General features: G+C 33.9%; 17 protein-coding genes and 1 tRNA gene. 13 read left to right on the top strand and 5 right to left on the bottom strand.

What is annotated here, in order from left to right:
* Positions 1-106 precede the first annotated feature (106 nt).
* A complete protein-coding gene (locus ACQQ6V_RS06470) occupies positions 107-661 on the bottom strand; it encodes an NADPH-dependent FMN reductase (RefSeq protein WP_448844732.1) in 555 nt (184 codons plus the stop codon).
* Between the two features lie 171 nt (positions 662-832).
* Here ACQQ6V_RS06470 and ACQQ6V_RS06475 point away from each other — a divergent pair, with 171 nt between their 5' ends.
* The 4 genes from ACQQ6V_RS06475 to ACQQ6V_RS06490 all read left to right on the top strand — a co-directional run bounded on the left by ACQQ6V_RS06475 (position 833) and on the right by ACQQ6V_RS06490 (position 4,029).
* Positions 833-1,207 (top strand): RidA family protein, encoded by a 375-nt coding sequence (locus ACQQ6V_RS06475; RefSeq protein WP_448844733.1) that lies wholly within the window; start codon positions 833-835, stop codon positions 1,205-1,207.
* Positions 1,208-1,306: 99 nt separating this feature from the next.
* On the top strand, positions 1,307-1,861 hold the full coding sequence (gene cobC, locus ACQQ6V_RS06480; RefSeq protein WP_448844734.1) for an alpha-ribazole phosphatase family protein: 555 nt from the start codon (positions 1,307-1,309) through the stop codon (positions 1,859-1,861).
* A gap of 33 nt (positions 1,862-1,894) precedes the next feature.
* Entirely contained in the window at positions 1,895-2,479 is a 585-nt protein-coding gene (relB, locus tag ACQQ6V_RS06485; protein WP_448844735.1) for a type II toxin-antitoxin system RelB family anti-toxin, read from the top strand.
* 86 nt (positions 2,480-2,565) lie between these two features.
* A complete protein-coding gene (locus tag ACQQ6V_RS06490) occupies positions 2,566-4,029 on the top strand; it encodes a serine hydrolase domain-containing protein (protein WP_448844736.1) in 1,464 nt (487 codons plus the stop codon).
* 19 nt (positions 4,030-4,048) lie between these two features.
* On the opposite strand, the gene ACQQ6V_RS06495 is transcribed toward ACQQ6V_RS06490, so the two are convergent.
* A complete protein-coding gene (locus ACQQ6V_RS06495; protein ID WP_448844737.1) occupies positions 4,049-6,160 on the bottom strand; it encodes a type IA DNA topoisomerase in 2,112 nt (703 codons plus the stop codon).
* Positions 6,161-6,361: 201 nt separating this feature from the next.
* Here ACQQ6V_RS06495 and ACQQ6V_RS06500 point away from each other — a divergent pair, with 201 nt between their 5' ends.
* From ACQQ6V_RS06500 to metQ, 5 genes are all read left to right on the top strand, one after another.
* A complete protein-coding gene (locus ACQQ6V_RS06500) occupies positions 6,362-6,943 on the top strand; it encodes a thermonuclease family protein (protein WP_448844738.1) in 582 nt (193 codons plus the stop codon).
* Positions 6,944-7,279: 336 nt separating this feature from the next.
* On the top strand, positions 7,280-7,735 hold the full coding sequence (locus tag ACQQ6V_RS06505) for a DUF4395 domain-containing protein (RefSeq protein ID WP_448844739.1): 456 nt from the start codon (positions 7,280-7,282) through the stop codon (positions 7,733-7,735).
* Positions 7,732-8,760: a methionine ABC transporter ATP-binding protein gene (locus tag ACQQ6V_RS06510; RefSeq protein ID WP_448844740.1), complete on the top strand. Its 1,029-nt coding sequence runs from the start codon at positions 7,732-7,734 to the stop codon at positions 8,758-8,760. The genes ACQQ6V_RS06505 and ACQQ6V_RS06510 overlap by 4 nt, the downstream gene beginning before the upstream one ends.
* Positions 8,753-9,409 (top strand): methionine ABC transporter permease MetI, encoded by a 657-nt coding sequence (locus tag ACQQ6V_RS06515; protein WP_448844741.1) that lies wholly within the window; start codon positions 8,753-8,755, stop codon positions 9,407-9,409. Before ACQQ6V_RS06510 ends, ACQQ6V_RS06515 begins: the two co-directional genes overlap by 8 nt.
* A gap of 12 nt (positions 9,410-9,421) precedes the next feature.
* Positions 9,422-10,234 (top strand): methionine ABC transporter substrate-binding lipoprotein MetQ, encoded by an 813-nt coding sequence (metQ, locus tag ACQQ6V_RS06520; RefSeq protein ID WP_448844742.1) that lies wholly within the window; start codon positions 9,422-9,424, stop codon positions 10,232-10,234.
* Positions 10,235-10,373: 139 nt separating this feature from the next.
* Here the strand turns inward: metQ and ACQQ6V_RS06525 are convergent, their stop codons facing one another.
* From ACQQ6V_RS06525 to ACQQ6V_RS06535, 3 genes are all read right to left on the bottom strand, one after another.
* Positions 10,374-11,957, bottom strand: coding sequence for a Na+/H+ antiporter (locus ACQQ6V_RS06525; protein WP_448844743.1), 1,584 nt, complete (start codon positions 11,955-11,957; stop codon positions 10,374-10,376).
* A 231-nt stretch (positions 11,958-12,188) separates the two neighbouring features.
* Positions 12,189-12,665 carry a SixA phosphatase family protein gene (locus tag ACQQ6V_RS06530; protein ID WP_448844744.1) on the bottom strand — a complete coding sequence of 159 codons (477 nt, stop codon included), beginning with the start codon at positions 12,663-12,665 and terminating at the stop codon, positions 12,189-12,191.
* Positions 12,666-12,780: 115 nt separating this feature from the next.
* Positions 12,781-12,854: transfer RNA gene (locus ACQQ6V_RS06535), tRNA-Arg, on the bottom strand.
* Positions 12,855-12,914: 60 nt separating this feature from the next.
* On the opposite strand from ACQQ6V_RS06535, the gene ACQQ6V_RS06540 reads away from it, so the two are divergent.
* From ACQQ6V_RS06540 to ACQQ6V_RS06555, 4 genes are read left to right on the top strand one after another with little or no spacing between them, the layout of a single operon-like run.
* The gene (locus tag ACQQ6V_RS06540; RefSeq protein ID WP_448844745.1) at positions 12,915-13,961 is read left to right on the top strand and encodes an ABC transporter substrate-binding protein; all 1,047 of its coding nucleotides are present in this window, start codon (positions 12,915-12,917) and stop codon (positions 13,959-13,961) included.
* A complete protein-coding gene (locus tag ACQQ6V_RS06545; RefSeq protein ID WP_448844746.1) occupies positions 13,961-14,782 on the top strand; it encodes a CPBP family intramembrane glutamic endopeptidase in 822 nt (273 codons plus the stop codon). Before ACQQ6V_RS06540 ends, ACQQ6V_RS06545 begins: the two co-directional genes overlap by 1 nt.
* A 16-nt stretch (positions 14,783-14,798) precedes the next feature.
* Positions 14,799-15,377 carry an RdgB/HAM1 family non-canonical purine NTP pyrophosphatase gene (rdgB, locus tag ACQQ6V_RS06550; RefSeq protein ID WP_448844747.1) on the top strand — a complete coding sequence of 193 codons (579 nt, stop codon included), beginning with the start codon at positions 14,799-14,801 and terminating at the stop codon, positions 15,375-15,377.
* Between the two features lie 18 nt (positions 15,378-15,395).
* Entirely contained in the window at positions 15,396-16,310 is a 915-nt protein-coding gene (locus ACQQ6V_RS06555; protein WP_448844748.1) for a ribonuclease Z, read from the top strand.
* Positions 16,311-16,381: the final 71 nt, after the last annotated feature.

Raw genomic sequence — 16,381 nt, forward strand, 5'->3', positions numbered from 1 at the left:
TATATTGGAATAGTCATGTTGTTCTCTAAAATTGTTCTGAATTTTCACTGTCTTTCTTTTGTGCAAAAGTAAACCATTTAAGATTATACTTCCAAAAAATTATCTTTTATTTTTGAAGAATAGCTTCTAATTGAGAAATTTTATCAATCTTAGCTTTTAGTTCTAAGTTCTTTTCTTCATTAAGAATCTTACCTGTTTCTTTGTCTAAATTATCGCTGTAAAACGGCAATAGAAAGGTATCTACCACATTACCACCATGGAAAGGAAAACGCTTAGAAGCAGCTTCTATAACTCCCGCTCCTCCTCTAGCACCTGGAGAAGTCGCCATTAACAACATAGGAACTTCATTAAAAACTGCTCTATCTTTAATCCTAGAAACCCAATCAAAAACATTCTTAAATGCTGTTGTGTAAGTCCCATTATGCTCTGGCAACGCTAACAAAAGAACATCAGCATTATCAATCTTAGCCGCCAATGTTGTCGCCTCTGCAGGAATCCCATTATTAACTTCTAAAGAATGTTTGTAAATAGGCATTTCTACGTCTTGCATATCAACAAAATCTATCTGATTATCGCCCGCAAATAAAGTTGAAGCATATTTTACCAATAAGCTGTTCATTGATGTTTCTGAATTACTACCTGATACCGCTAATATTTTCATTGTAAGTTTTATTATAAATTTGTACTACAAAGATAAAGACTTTGCATCATGATTACATTGATGTATAATAAGATTTTTATCTTGTTTATTTATTTTAAAAGAATATCAATCACTCATCAGAACAATTTTTAAAAATTACATTAGAAATAAATTTTAACTAAAAAATAAATTATGAAAATTCTTACCAGCCCATCTTTACCATCACCTGCAGGACATTTTTCTCCAGCCATAGAACATAACGGTACACTTTACCTATCTGGACAATTGCCAAAACATCCAGAAACTAAAGAAGTGCCAGAAGGTATAGAAGCACAGACTCAATTGGCATTATCCAATGTAGAAAATGTATTAAAAGCTTTTGGACAAGATAAAACTTCTATCATCCAGATGCGTGTATATATAACTGATATTGCATATTGGGCAGAGGTTAATCGTATCTATGCAGAGTTTTTCGGGAATCACAAACCTACACGTTGCATCATCCCAATTGGCCCTCTCAATGGTGGCTGTCTTATCGAAATTGAGTGTACAGCAGTCAGAATATAAAAAAATAGGATCACTCTCGGGTGATCTTTATTTTTTATTACAAAAGCTATCAAAAGCCAACATATAAAGCGTAAATTTGTGGATTAAGTTAAAAAACACATGTCAATTTACTTGATTCGTCATACCGATATAGATTTACCAAAAGGCATCTGCTACGGACAATTAGAAGTTCCATTAAAGAAAACATATCTTAAAGATTTTGCTAAAATCAGAAAGTTATTACCTAACTCTTTTGATAAAGTTTTTAGTAGTCCTAGTGCACGTTGCGTAGAATTAGCACAATATCTAGATAAAAACCACACTGTAGACAAGGCTCTACTAGAGCTTAATTATGGAGATTGGGAAGGTCAATTATGGCAAGATATTAATACCGAAGAACTCAAAAAATGGAGCGAAAATATTGTGCACGAACATCCTAAAAATGGTGAAAATCTATTAAGCCTTTTCGAAAGAACAAGTTTATTTTTCAATAAATTAAGAATGTACGAGTCCGAAGATATTGTAGTCGTTTGTCACGCTGGTATTATCAGATGTCTCATCGCTTCTCTAATGCACATTCCTTTAGAAAGAATTTTCCAAATACAGATTGGCTATAATCAAGTATATAGATTTGAATTAAATGATGATCCGCAAATGGATCAATGGTATATTTAGTTTAAATTTGGCTTGATTTATTTTAAAATTAAAATGTCCCAACTCAAAAAAATACGAGAATCCCAAAACCTAACTCAGGAAGAACTGGCAGAGAAATCTGGGCTTTCTGTCAGAACCATTCAGCGGATTGAAGCAGGGACAGCCCCGAAAGGTTATACATTGAAAACCCTGGCAACAAGTCTTAGCATTTCTGAAAATGAATTGTTAACTCCAATTATTCTCGAAAATCAACTTGAAGAAAAAACAGATATTAAAGAACCGATATTAGTCGATGAAAATAAAAAAACAGAAAACTGGACTTTAATCAAAATCATCAACCTTTCTTCGCTTCCTGTCGCTTGGTTCCCTGTTCTCAATTTTTTACCACCATTAATTCTGATGCTGGTCATGAAACAAAAATCCGACTTGGTAAAACAAATCATCACTTTACAAATATTTTTAGCAATTGTTTCGCCTATAATTTTTCTTTTGGTTGCTTTTCTTAAGCTTGGACAATCATCTGTATTAATCACAATTATCGCTCTAACGCTGGCTAATATTTATATCATTTTGAGAAATACTTACCAAATTGATAAATTTCAAAAACTTCGTTACAAACTGAATTTCAACATCATATAAACACGACATCCAATTGTCGGGTAATTGTCGGGCGACTTTTCCTTTCTAAAAGCTATTAATTAAGAATCTTTGTCAAAAATTATATCATGACAAAACAATTCGGTATTTGCCTTTTAATTTCCTTAGTTTTTATTGGAAATTTAAATGCCCAAATTGACAAAAACTCAGCATTATTTCTAGAATTAAAAAAGCAAGACAGTTTATTTTTTGAGCGAGGTTTCAATCAATGTGATTTGGTTTATTTAGAAAAAACTGTGGACGACCAACTGAAATTTTATCACGATAATGGAGGATTTCAAGACAAAAAAATCTTCTTAGAAAGAATGAAACAAAATGTTTGTTCTAACTCAGATCAAAAGCCAATCCGCAAAGTTATAGAAAGCAGCCTACAAGTTTTTCCATTGTACAATGATGGCGTTTTGTACGGCGCTATACAATCGGGAGATCATCAATTTTATACCAGAGAAAAGAATAAAGAAGATGTTTTAAATGGTCATGCCAAATTCACTACGGTTTGGTTAAAAAAGAATGATTCTTGGCTATTGAGTGACGTCTTAAGTTACGACCACAAACCTTCTATCGAGCAGAAAAACACTGATGAAATAGACCAATTGCTGAAGGATAACCAAATTCCGACTTTGGGATTAGGCGTGATTGAAAATGGAAAATTGACACAAATAAAAGTTTATGGCACATTAGACGGCAAAATAAACGCGTCTTACAACAGCCTTTTCAATGTCGCTTCTCTTACCAAACCAGTTACTGCAATAACGGTTTTAAAATTGGTCAGCGAAGGAAAATTGAGTCTGGACGAACCGCTTTACAACTATTGGACATATCCAGATATTGCAAAAGATCCGCGTCATAAAAAATTAACCATCAGAATGATATTGAGCCACCAATCAGGCTTCCCGAATTGGAGATGGGAAAATAAAGATCGAAAATTAAGTTTCGATTTTGAACCAGGAACCAAATATCAATATTCTGGTGAAGGTTTCGAATATCTAAGAAAAGCGGTTGAAAATAAATTCCATAAAAGTTTAGAAGAATTAGCACAAGAATTAGTTTTCAAACCTTTAAAAATGAATGAAACCAGCTATATCTGGAACGAAAAAAATATCGGTAAAATTGTAATAGGCTACGACAAAAACGGAAAAGCCTATGACATTGTTAAAAATAAAACAGCCAATGCAGCAGATGATCTTGCAACAACGATTGAAGATTATGGTCAATTTTTAGCCAATATTATAAATGGAAATTTGTTATCTCCTAAAATTTTCAATGAAATGAAAACCAAACAAGTTACCATTAAAAACGGAAAATACTTTGGACTTGGATTTGAAATTTACGACCTCGGAAATAACGAAATCGCCTTATCTCACGGCGGTGCTGACGATGGCGTGAGAACACAATTTTTTCTATTACCTAAAACCAAACAAGGTCTCATCATCTTTACCAACAGCGATGAAGGCTACAAAATATACGAACCTCTCATCAAAAAATATCTTGACGATGTTGGAAATAAAATCATCGATATAGAAATGAAATGATGATTTATTGATGTGATGATTAACTCAACAATACATTAAAATCTTGATTTAAACTTAAAATACCTTCTTCCAAGCTATCAGGATGCTCAGTGAAACCTTTTAGTTTGGAAGTTTTGCTTTTCAACACCAAATCCTGAATCTGTTTCTCCGTCAACTTTTTACCAAAAACTACAAATGGAACCTTGAATCCACATTGCTTGAAATCGCTACAACCAATCGCTGTTTTACCTTTCATTAGCTTGTTAGCCTTACATTTTGGACAATAGGTTTCTTCCCAAACGATGGCGGTCACCTTTCTTGGCGCACGTTCTTTCTTTTCTTTGATTGGCTCTTCTTGCTCAAATTTGAAAACTTTTGGCTTTTCATTGATAACTTTTTTAGTCAACTCACTCACCATTTGTATCAATTCTTCTTTGAAATGATTGGCTTCATATTCGCCTTTTTCAATTTTACGAAGTTTAAACTCCCATTCACCCGTCAATTCTGGACTTTTAAGCAATTCGTCTTCAATAGTATCAATCAACTCTATGCCGACTGAAGTTGCAATAAGATTCTTCTTTTTGCGCTCAATATATTTTCGTTTAAACAAAGTTTCGATAATGTTAGCTCGCGTAGAAGGTCTTCCGATACCGTTATTCTTTAACATTTCTCGCAATTCTTCATCTTCCACTTGCTTCCCAGCAGTTTCCATGGCACGCAATAACGTCGCTTCTGTGTAAGCCTTGGGCGCACTGGTTTTCCCTTGATGGATCAACGGTTGATGCTCACCTTTTTCTCCAGCTTCAAAATTAGGAATCGTCTGTTCTTCGTCTTTATCTTTCTTTTCGCTATCGTCTTTTTTGTCCTTTGCATAGACTTCTCGCCAACCAGGTTCTAGAATTTGACGACCATTAGCTTTGAACGGAATTGTTCCCACCTGACCTTCTACCAAAGTGTTAGAAATTTTACATTCGGGATAAAAAACCGCGATAAAACGTCTTGCTACAAGATCATAGATTTGTTTCTCTTCTCTACTAAGATTAGAAGATGGCGGAATTTCGGTTGGAATAATCGCGTGGTGATCCGTCACTTTGGTGTCATCAAAAACAGCTTTGGATTTAGGAATCGGTTGTGATAACAAAAAGGAAGTATACTCCGAATAAATGGTCATTGTTCTCAAAATCCCATCAATCTTTGGGTGAAGATTTTCTGATAAATACGTTGTATCTACTCTTGGATAAGTTGTATGTTTTTTCTCGTAAAGACTCTGGATATACTTTAATGTATGTTCTGCCGAGAAACCAAATTTTCGGTTGGCTTCTACCTGAAGTGCTGTCAAATCAAACAGTCGTGGATTCTTTTCCTTTCCTTCTTTAATCTCAAAAGATACAATTTCGAATAAATGTTGCTTGAGATATTCTAAGCCTTTTTCGGCTTTATCTTTAGATTTCAATCGATCAATCGCCGCATTGAAAACAACGTCACGATATTTAGTTTTCAGCTCCCAATATTCTTCAGTTTGGAAAGCATCTATTTCTTTTTGACGTTGTACCAACATTGCTAAAGTCGGCGTCTGCACGCGTCCAATAGACAAAACGCCTTTGTTTCCTCCAAATTTTTTAGTAAATAATCTTGTCGCATTAATCCCCAACAACCAATCGCCAATGGCGCGGGCATTTCCTGCTAAATAAAGATTTTTATAATCTTCGGCGGGTTTTAAGTTGGCAAAACCTTCTTTAATTGCATCTTCCGTCAAGGACGAAATCCAAAGACGTTTCATTGGTTTATTACATTTTGCTTTTTGTAAAACCCAACGTTGTATCACTTCGCCTTCTTGCCCAGCATCCCCGCAATTAATGACTTCTTCACAATCTTCAACTAATTTTTCTATGGTTTTGAATTGTTTTTCTACGCCATTATTCGGGATTAGTTTTATCCCAAAATTCTGAGGAATAATCGGAAGAAAAATTAAATCCCAAGATTTGTAATGTGCGCTATAATCGTGCGGTTCTTTGAGCGTACAAAGATGTCCAAACGTCCATGTCACCCAATAACCATTACCTTCGAAATAGCCTTGCTTAGGCATATCGGCGCCTAAGACTTTAGCAATATCTCTGGCAACACTCGGTTTTTCGGCAATACATAATTTCATAAGGACAACGGCATTTTTAGAAGGGCTACAAATTTCGGGATTTTTTTTAGTAATACGTTTTAAATTAAAAAAAACTTGAGCAAAATAAAAATAAGCGGATTAGCGGTTAATTATTAGAGATTAAAAATTCGTACAACGCCCTATTTAAAAGGATTAGTCATTACAAGGGATTATTTTTTTTGTAAATTTGTGTTTTCAAAAATGACATCTTTAATCCAAGCAAAATCATCCTTTAAAAAGATTTTGTACCCCAAACTAAACTATACAGTATTGAAAGTTTTCTTAAAAATCATTAGCTTATTTTTATTACTTTTCTCATTAACAAGCTTCAACTTCTACCAGCAAAGAAAAGAAAAATCAATAACGGACATTCCGCTATTTTTTGAAGCTAAAGTAACTGGTATTAAGGATGGTGACACCTTTAAGATTTTCTTTAACAAAACTGAAAAAACAATTAGGTTAGCGCACATAGATTGCCCAGAAAAAAAACAAGCTTTCGGGAATAAAGCTAAATTATTTGCCTCCGATATTTGCTTTGGTAAAATGGTAATGATCAAAACCAATGGAAAAACGGATAGATACAACAGAATTCTTGGCGAAGTTATTTTAAAAGATGGTACTAATGTTAATAAAGAATTAGTAAAAAACGGTCTCGCTTGGCATTATAAAAAATACTCTAACGACAAAGATTATTCTAAATTAGAAATTAAAAGTCGTAAAAATAAAATCGGGCTTTGGCAAGATAAAGAGCCTATTGCTCCTTGGGATTGGAGAAAAAAATAACAAGCGTTATCTCTCTAAAAACCTTAGTCTTTATCATTAATATTGATGTCTTAGTAATCAATATTCTCTACAGCAACCATGCTAATACTAGCATGATTAATATTACTGTTCTTTATTATTTTCGGGGTTAGAATCGTGTACATTTCGTATATTTGGCTCTTAACTGAAAAAAATCCCGCTTTAATTAATCCACATACTTAACATAATCCTATTGAAATTATGTTATTAATACGTCGATCTTTTTAAACTAAATAAAGAAACAATCATAAAATCAATTAGAATAATCATTACTGCAGAACAGCGTTATCACCTTATTTCTTTATCCTATTAACATCCATGAGCAACAAAGAAATTTCCAAATATTATATTGACGAAAATATAGCCCGATTAATAGCCGCACAAGTTATTATATGGACAAGCTTGGCATTAATCTTCCGTTGGGAGTTTATTCTATTGATATTAACGGTAGACTTCGCAATAAGAGCGTTCTCTTACTACCCATCTCCCCTAGCATTATCAGCCAAAATAATTATGCGCTCCTTAGGACTAAAACCCAAACCTGTACTTGCTGCACCTAAGAAATTTGCCGCATCGATAGGATTTTTGTTCACGCTTATAATTTTTATTCTTGCTTACTTCAATTATTTCTTCGCGGCTTATGTTGTTGGCGGGATATTAATTATTTTTGCATTCTTAGAATCGGTTTTTAAAGTATGTATGGGATGTTATGTTTACAATTGGGTAATCGCTCCAATGATTAATAAAAGAAATAATAAAATTGAAACTCGATGATCGAAATCAAAAATATATCTAAAACCTTCCATCAAAAAAAGCAACATCTCAAAGCTTTAGATGATGTTAGCCTAAGTATTGCACAAGGTGATATTACCGGAATCATAGGATTCTCAGGCGCTGGTAAAAGTACATTAATCCGTACTATCAATCTTTTAGAAAAGCCAGATCAGGGTCAAATTATTGTTAACGGAAAAGACTTAACCCAACTAAGCAATCGAGAACTTGCCAAGGAGCGCAAAAAAATCGGAATGATTTTTCAGCATTTCAATTTATTAACATCCAGAACTGTTTTTGATAATATTGCTCTACCTCTAGAGTTAGATAACATTGACAAAACGGAAATCAAAACAAAAGTTAACGAACTTCTAAAGGTTGTTGGCCTAGAAGATAAAGCCAATGAGTATCCCAAGAGCCTTTCTGGCGGACAAAAGCAGAGAGTTGCCATTGCAAGAGCCTTAGCTAATGATCCTTACGTACTACTATGCGATGAAGCAACCAGCGCGCTAGACCCAGCTACAACTCAATCTATCTTGCAACTTCTTAAGGACATTAATAATAGATTAGGCATCACCATTCTTCTAATAACCCATGAGATGGATGTGATAAAATCTATCTGTAATCACGTTGCAGTTATAGATCACGGGAAATTAGTCATAAAGGGTATGCTAGAGGATATTATTACCGACAGAACCAATTCTGTTCTCAAACAATTTATCACCTCTAAGCCCATGAAAATACCGCAATCACTATATGATAAGCTAGAGAACCAGCCAACGGTAGGATTATTTCCTTTGGTAGAACTAGAACTTAATGGCGAGATACAATGCGAAAAACTATTATCCATAATAAATAACGATTATAAAATCCCTTACCAACTTATTAGTGCTGATGTAGAATATCTAGGCACTGCCAACTACGGAAAGCTTTTACTTCACCTACAAGGTAACACAGAAGAGAATGCTAAAGCCATCCAATATTTCAATCAAAATAATATCATAAATACATTAAGAGGATATGCTTGACGAAACAACGATTTCATTACTATCTAAAGGACTTTGGGAAACTATTTACATGACTTTTCTGTCTGGTTTCTTTGGTTTTTTATTAGGCTTACCAATTGGAATCATTTTATTTTTAACTCAAAAAGGTCAACTTTTAGAAAATCAATATTATAACCGAATTCTATCTATTCTGGTTAATATTTTTCGATCTATTCCTTTTATCATATTAATTGTTTGGCTTATACCCTTCACAAGATCCATTACAGGAACATCTATTGGTATGAACGCCGCATTGGTACCACTAAGTATTGGCGCAGCACCTTTTATTGCCAGATTAGTTGAGAATAGCTTGCTAGAAGTACCTAATGGGCTAATAGAAACAGCAAGAGCACTGGGAGCAAGCCCTTTGCAAATCATCAAAAAAGTGTTATTGCCAGAATCACTTCCTTCTCTAATCAACAATGCAAGTATTACCTTGATTACGCTTGTTGGCTACTCTGCGATGGGTGGTGCCGTTGGCGCAGGAGGTTTAGGACAAATAGGTTATCAATATGGCTATGTTGGTTACAATGCCTTAATCATGAATAGTGTTTTAATATTATTAATACTATTGGTATTTGCCATTCAGTTTACAGGCGATAGGCTTTCTAAAAAATTTAATCATCGTTAAAAAATAAAAAAAATGAATCATAAACTAAAATTCTTAAGCTTAGCAGCAGTGAGCCTTTTATTATTAAATGCTTGTGGAAAAACTAAAAATGATAATCCCAATCACATCAAAGTTGGTATCACCGCAGGATTAGAACAACAAATTGCCGAAGTTGCCAAGAAAGAGGCGAAAGAAAAGTATAATCTAGATGTAGAATTAGTTGCTTTTAATGATTATGTCATCCCTAACGAAGCTCTTAACAATGGAGAAATTGACGCCAATGCTTTCCAACATGTTCCTTACCTAGAGGAGCAATCTAAGCAACGTGGTTATAAGCTAGCTGTTGTAGGCAATACATTTGTATATCCAATTGTTGCTTATTCTAAAAAAATAAAAAACATTTCAGAATTACAAAACGGAAGTACCATTGCCATTCCTAATGACCCGACTAATGGCGGGAGATCTCTACTTCTACTTCAGAAAAATGGATTATTAAAATTGAAAGACAACGTTGGTCTTCTTCCTAAAGTGACGGATATTGCAGACAATCCAAAACAGCTTAAAATCATAGAAATAGAAGCTCCTCAACTCCCAAGAGTTCTGGATGATAAAGAAGTTGTGATTGCTATTATCAATAATAATTTTGCTGCGCAAGCTGGCTTAGACGAAAGTAAATCAGGGATTCTAAAAGAGGATAAAGACTCTCCTTATATGAATGTTATTGTGACAAGAGAAGACAACAAAAACTCAGAAAAGGTAAAAAACTTTGTTAAAGCTTATCAATCAGATGCAGTAGAAAAAGCTGCTCTAGAAGCTTTTAAAGGTTCTGCGGTAAAAGGTTGGTAATTACCAGAAAAAATACAACAAAATAATACACATCCTTACGAAGTGTATCCATAAAAAATAAGGCTTAGATTAATCTAAGCCTTATTTTTTTCAAGGTCAATCAACAAAAACATAATATTTAAATCTTGAATTCACTTTATTAAATAATCTTTAATCGCTCTTCTTCTAGGTCAATTTGATAGAGTTGTTGTCGTATAATATCCTCATCAATGACTGTATTTCTATTAAGGTCTGATAGATATTTCCTTTGTACTTCTAATATTTCTAAAAAAAATTCTTTTGTTCTCTCATTCATCCAGCTATCGTCTATAGCTTTTGCTCTTTCTTCCCATTGTCTCAAAAACTTATCAAAAACTGTATCATCATATAGTTCTTGATCATATTTATTTTTAATATGTTCATAGACATGTTGTTTCAAGTCTTTCTTCATTTTTTTTCTGGTAAGCACTTCGGCGTCATCATTTACAAAATCTTCATATATCCGCATACTCTTAATAAGATATGGTAAAGTAAGCCCTTGCACCAATAACGTTAGCAATATTGCAACAAAAGTGATAAACAAAATCAAGTTGCGATGCGGAAAAGCTTCACCATTATCCAAAGTAATAGGTATTGCTAATGCCGATGCTAACGAAACTACACCGCGCATGCCTGTCCAACCTAACACAAGAGGCAGCATCCATTGTCTTTTTCTTGTGGAAGATCGTGGAGCAAATTTTGGCCTAAAAATAAAAGTAAAAATCATTGCAGCATAAGAACAAACCATCCTTGCAGCAATTAAGATAACCGTAACCAAAACCCCATAACCAATTGCAGTACTTAGTGGTATACCAGAAGCCCTGATACCCTTAACAATCTCAGGAAGTTCTAATCCTATAATAAGAAAAACAATACCGTTGAGTAAAAACACAAAACTTCCCCAAACGTTATAACCCATAATACGACTAGAACTGTTTAAAAATACCAATCTCTTAGATGCTAAATACAATCCACCTGCAACAACAGAAAGCACACCAGAACTATGAAATTGCTCTGCAACCCAATACATGATATAAGGCTCTATAAGAGTGAGCGCAATATCAGAAGGAGCATCAGTTGGCAATCTTTTATGTACTTGTACAAAAAACCATGCTAGCAATAGACCAATACTTACACCTCCAATTAGCATCCATATAAAGCTCAAAGCGGCTTCTTGCCAAATAAACTGCCCCGTCCCTACTACAACTAATGCAAAGCGTAGAATAATCAGTGAAGAAGCATCATTCAATAAACTTTCTCCTTCCAGGATAGCAGATGTAGATTTGGGGATTTTTACAAATTTTGTAATTGCACCAGTACTTACCGCATCAGGAGGTGAGACTATTCCGCCTAATAAAAAACCAAGAGCAATACTAAAACCTGGGATAAAATAATTAGCCGCAATAGCCACAGAAAGCGCCGTAAAGAAAACCACCAAAAATGCAAAACTGCTGATAATACGCCACCATTTTTTCATTTCTTTAAATGATATTGTCCAACAAGCCCCAAATAATAAAGGTGGTAAAAATATAAAGAAAATAAGATCCGGATCTATCTTTATCGTGGGCAATCCTGGTATAAAACTAACCAACAACCCAGCTATAACTAATAGAATTGGATATGCAATCTTAAGTTTTGTAGCCCACATATTTAGCAAAACAATAGCAGCTATCATCGCGAGAAAAAAAGGTAATAACGTGTGCATCTATTTATATTTTTAACAAAACTAAAATATAAATTTTATTGAACAATTAATGCTTTCTATATCATTACTTACGCCCAATTAATTAACTTCAAAAAAAGTCCAAAAATAAATTTAATGCTTGTCAATTATTCAACTTGTAAGCATTATATATCACAAGTCTACAAAAGCATAATCATACTTTAGAGTTAGTGTAATCAAGCAATTGCAATTTGAGAAATATACCTAAGAAACTTATACGTGTTTAGGCGAATAAAAATAAAGGAATGTCTTTTTCGCCATTTCAAAATCAGACCAATCATCACAATCTATCTGATAGCCAGCAATACCACAAGTCGGAAGATTTACAATCTCATCCGTTAATGTATTAGCAAAGTTAGAAATACCATTATTATGAGAAAATAAAGCGAGAGTATCAACCTCTTTATCAACACCATATATAAGTGTTTCAAAATGAACCTCACGCGGATTATATAACGATCTATCCTCAGAATAAGGCTTATTATAAACCTCAGAAAACAATTGACAAGTTTGCAAAGCTCTTAGAGCAGGACTCGTAATAAAGGTATCAATATCAATATTTTTCCCTTTTAGGAAGTGAGCCATTATAGGAGCATTATGCTTACCAAGCTCAGTCAAAGGTCTATCGAAATCTTCAACATTTTCTGGCCAGTCACTTTTTGCATGCCTTATCAATAAAAGTGTTTTCATAGTAAATATTTTGTAAAAATAAAATTACAAAAAAATAAATGAAAAATAGTATTTTATTGATATTGAGAAATGTCAGACATAAAAAAAGAGAAAACAATATGTTTTCTCTTTTTAGTGACCTCGACAGGATTCAAACCTGTAACCTTCTGAGCCGTAATCAGATGCGCTATTCAGTTGCGCCACGAGGCCTTGTGTTACCTTGTTGTTTAAGGGTTTGCAAATATAGCAATATTTTCTTTACTTTGAAATATGAAAGCACTTTTTTTAACTTTATTTTCCACATTAATCCTTTTTTCATGCAAAAAGGAAGCTAAAATAATTACAGATTCTAGCACTATCATTTCAGAACGTCTTAGTTATCAAGACAATAATTCTGTAATAAAGCTTACAGCAGGAAAATTCAATTATTCTATAGAAAAATCAAAATTACCTTATAAATCTGCTGTTTTTTTGAACGCCAGCTTACTTGGTTATCTTTCTGAGCTTAATTTGGAGTCAAAAATCGTCGGCGTTTCTAGTCCAGAGTATATTTTTTCGGATAAAATTTTAAATCAAATAAAATCTGGCGCGATTCAAAATGTAGGAAATGACCAAAAATATGACCTCGAAAAAATCATTAGTCTTAAGCCTGATGTGATTTTCACCAATTACATTCCGAGTTTTGAGAATACCTATGATATTTTGAAGAAAAGTGGCATCACGATTATTTTTCTAGATGAATATATGGAGCAAGATCCTTTGCAAAAGGCAAAATATCTATTGTTGTTTGGGAAATTATTTGGAGTTGAAGATTTGGCCCAGGCAAGATATCAAGCTATAGATAACAATTATCAATTGTACAAGAAAGAAGCTTCTACAGCTACAGAAAAACCAATTATCTTGTGCAACGAGATGTATGGTAATCAATGGTTTTTGCCAGGTGGGAGAACATCAACGTCAATTTTAATAAAAGATGCGCATGCACAATATATTCTGGCTGATAATACAGATATTTCATCTAAAGCTTTAAGCTTTGAAGAAGTTTTTGTTAAGGCCAAAGAAGCTCAGTTTTGGGTTAATCTTAGCGGGCATCAATCCAAAAAGGAATTATTGACTATTAACCCCAACTACTCTAAGATGAATGTCTACAACAACGGCAAATTATACATGATTAATAACCGAGAAAAAGGCATGGCGAATGATTATTTTCAAAGTGGCGTGGTGCGTGCCGACTTGGTGCTTAAGGATTATATCAAGATGTTTCATCCGCAGTTATTTGCTGGCGAAAGTTTATATTATATGAAAAGTTTAAATTAATGGAGAAACAAACAAGCATACAGGCTTTTGATTGGAAAGCTGGACTTATTCTATTTTTAGGATTATTAGCAGGACAGACAGCAGTTGCGATTATTGCGGTGATTTGCGAGTCTATTTTCAATATTAATTATACCGCTTCCCCATTGTTTAATATGGCAGCATATGCATTGTCGATGATTGTGCCTATTTTCTTTTATGAGGTTTTTATTCTAAAACCGATTGGGAAAAGGCTACAGTTTAATTTTAGATCAATGCCTGTTTCTGTGTACTTGATTATTTTCCCGATGATGTTTGGGATGATGTTGATTTCAGAATTTTTCGTCTCCTTAATTCCCACAACGGGACCAGTTTTTGGTGAGATTTATCAATCTTTTGAAAACCAAATGAGCATGATGGCGACAGATAATGTCTCCATGATTATAACGGTAGTAATTTTCGCACCCATTTTAGAGGAAATTGTTTTCCGTGGGATTTTACAAAAATCTTTGGTTAAAAAAGGCTTGAAGCCCTCGCATGCAATTTTAATTTCGTCCTTTATTTTTGGAGCCGTTCATGGTTATCCGTGGCAATTTGTTGGTGCATTTTTACTCGGGACAGTTTTAGGATTGGTTTATCAGAAGACTAAATCTCTATTAATGCCTATTCTTTTACATGCTTTCAATAATTTAATTTCTGCTTTGATGGTTATTTTTTTAGGCGAAGAAAACTTGGAATCTTTATTTAATTGGAGTCATGGATTATCATTATTATTAGGTTTAGTTTTATTTGGAGGAGGATTTTATATGTTGGTTTGCAGAAAAGCTATTATCTTTGATGAATAATTATTTTTTATATTAAATGGATATTCTTGTAGCAACACATAACTTACATAAGAAAGAGGAAATACAGCAGATTTTAGGTTCTGATTATTTCGTAATGAGCCTGGCTGATTATGATCTGAACGACGAAATTATAGAAGATGGAAACTCCTTTGCCGCTAATGCTTTGATTAAAGCTAAATATTGCTATGAGAAAACAGGAAAACCAAGTCTGGGTGACGATAGCGGTATGGTTGTAGAAGCTCTAGACGGAAGACCTGGGATTTTCTCAGCAAGATATGCTGGCGATCATAATTTCAAGAAAAATATAGAAAAAGTTCTGGAAGAAATGACCGATGAAGTTAATCGTAGAGCTTATTTCATCACTGTTTTATGCTATATCGACGACAGTGGCATACGTTATTTTGAAGGACGTGCTTATGGCAATCTAACAAAAGAGGTTTTTGGAGAACATGGTTTTGGCTATGATCCCATCTTTATGCCAGACGACCATAATATGACCTTTGCAGAAATGTCCGCCGAAGATAAAAATAAAATCAGCCACCGTAATGCAGCTATCAAATTGTTTCTAGAATTTTTATCAAACAATCCATCTTAAATATCTAAACCATTCATATTGAGTACTTATCTTACCATATTAGGCTTTAATTCTGCAATACCAACGATTAACTCTTCGCCAACTGCTCAGTTTTTGGAGATGGAAGAACGTCATTTCTTAATAGATTGTGGCGAAGGAACTCAGGTACAACTAAGAAAAGCTAAGGCTAGATTTTCTAAGCTCAATCATATATTTATTTCCCATTTACACGGCGATCACTGCTTCGGGTTACCAGGATTAATCGCCTCATTCAGATTGCTTGGGCGTACAACACCTTTGCATATCTACGGCCCGAAAGGCATCAAAAAAATGCTAGAAACTATTTTCACGATTACAGAAACCCATCGTGGATTTGAGTTGGTATATCATGAGTTAGACAAAAAATATTCTGAAAAAATATACGATGATAAAAGAGTTGAAGTATATACAATTCCTTTAGATCACAGAATTTATTGCAATGGTTATCTTTTTAAGGAAAAACCAAAAGAGCGCCCTCTTAATATGGATGAAATTGCAAAATATAAAGACATCGAAATTTGCGATTATCAGAATCTTAAAAACGGAAAAGATTTTGTCTGTGAAAACGGTGATATTATCCCTAATTCAGAATTGACAACAGATCCTAAACCGTCTATTTCTTACGCTTTTTGTAGTGACACACGTTATAAAGAAGACATTATCCCAATCATAGAAGGTGTAGATGTCTTGTATCATGAATCTACTTTTCTTCATGAATTGAAAGAAATGGCAGATTATACCGGCCATACTACTGCGCAAGAAGCAGCTACAATTGCGAAAAAAGCAGGCGTTAAAAAATTAATATTAGGACATTTTTCTAATCGCTATGATGATCTCACAGTGATGACGGACGAGGCACGTCAAGTTTTCCCTAATTCTTTCTTGCCAAAAGCTATAGAATGCATAAAACTTTAAGGTTTTAGGTCATCTAATCGCTTCTTTTTAAATTTTAATTTTAGCAGACGACTTCAATTCAATATCTTTGA

This window comes from Chryseobacterium electrogenes (assembly GCF_053553015.1).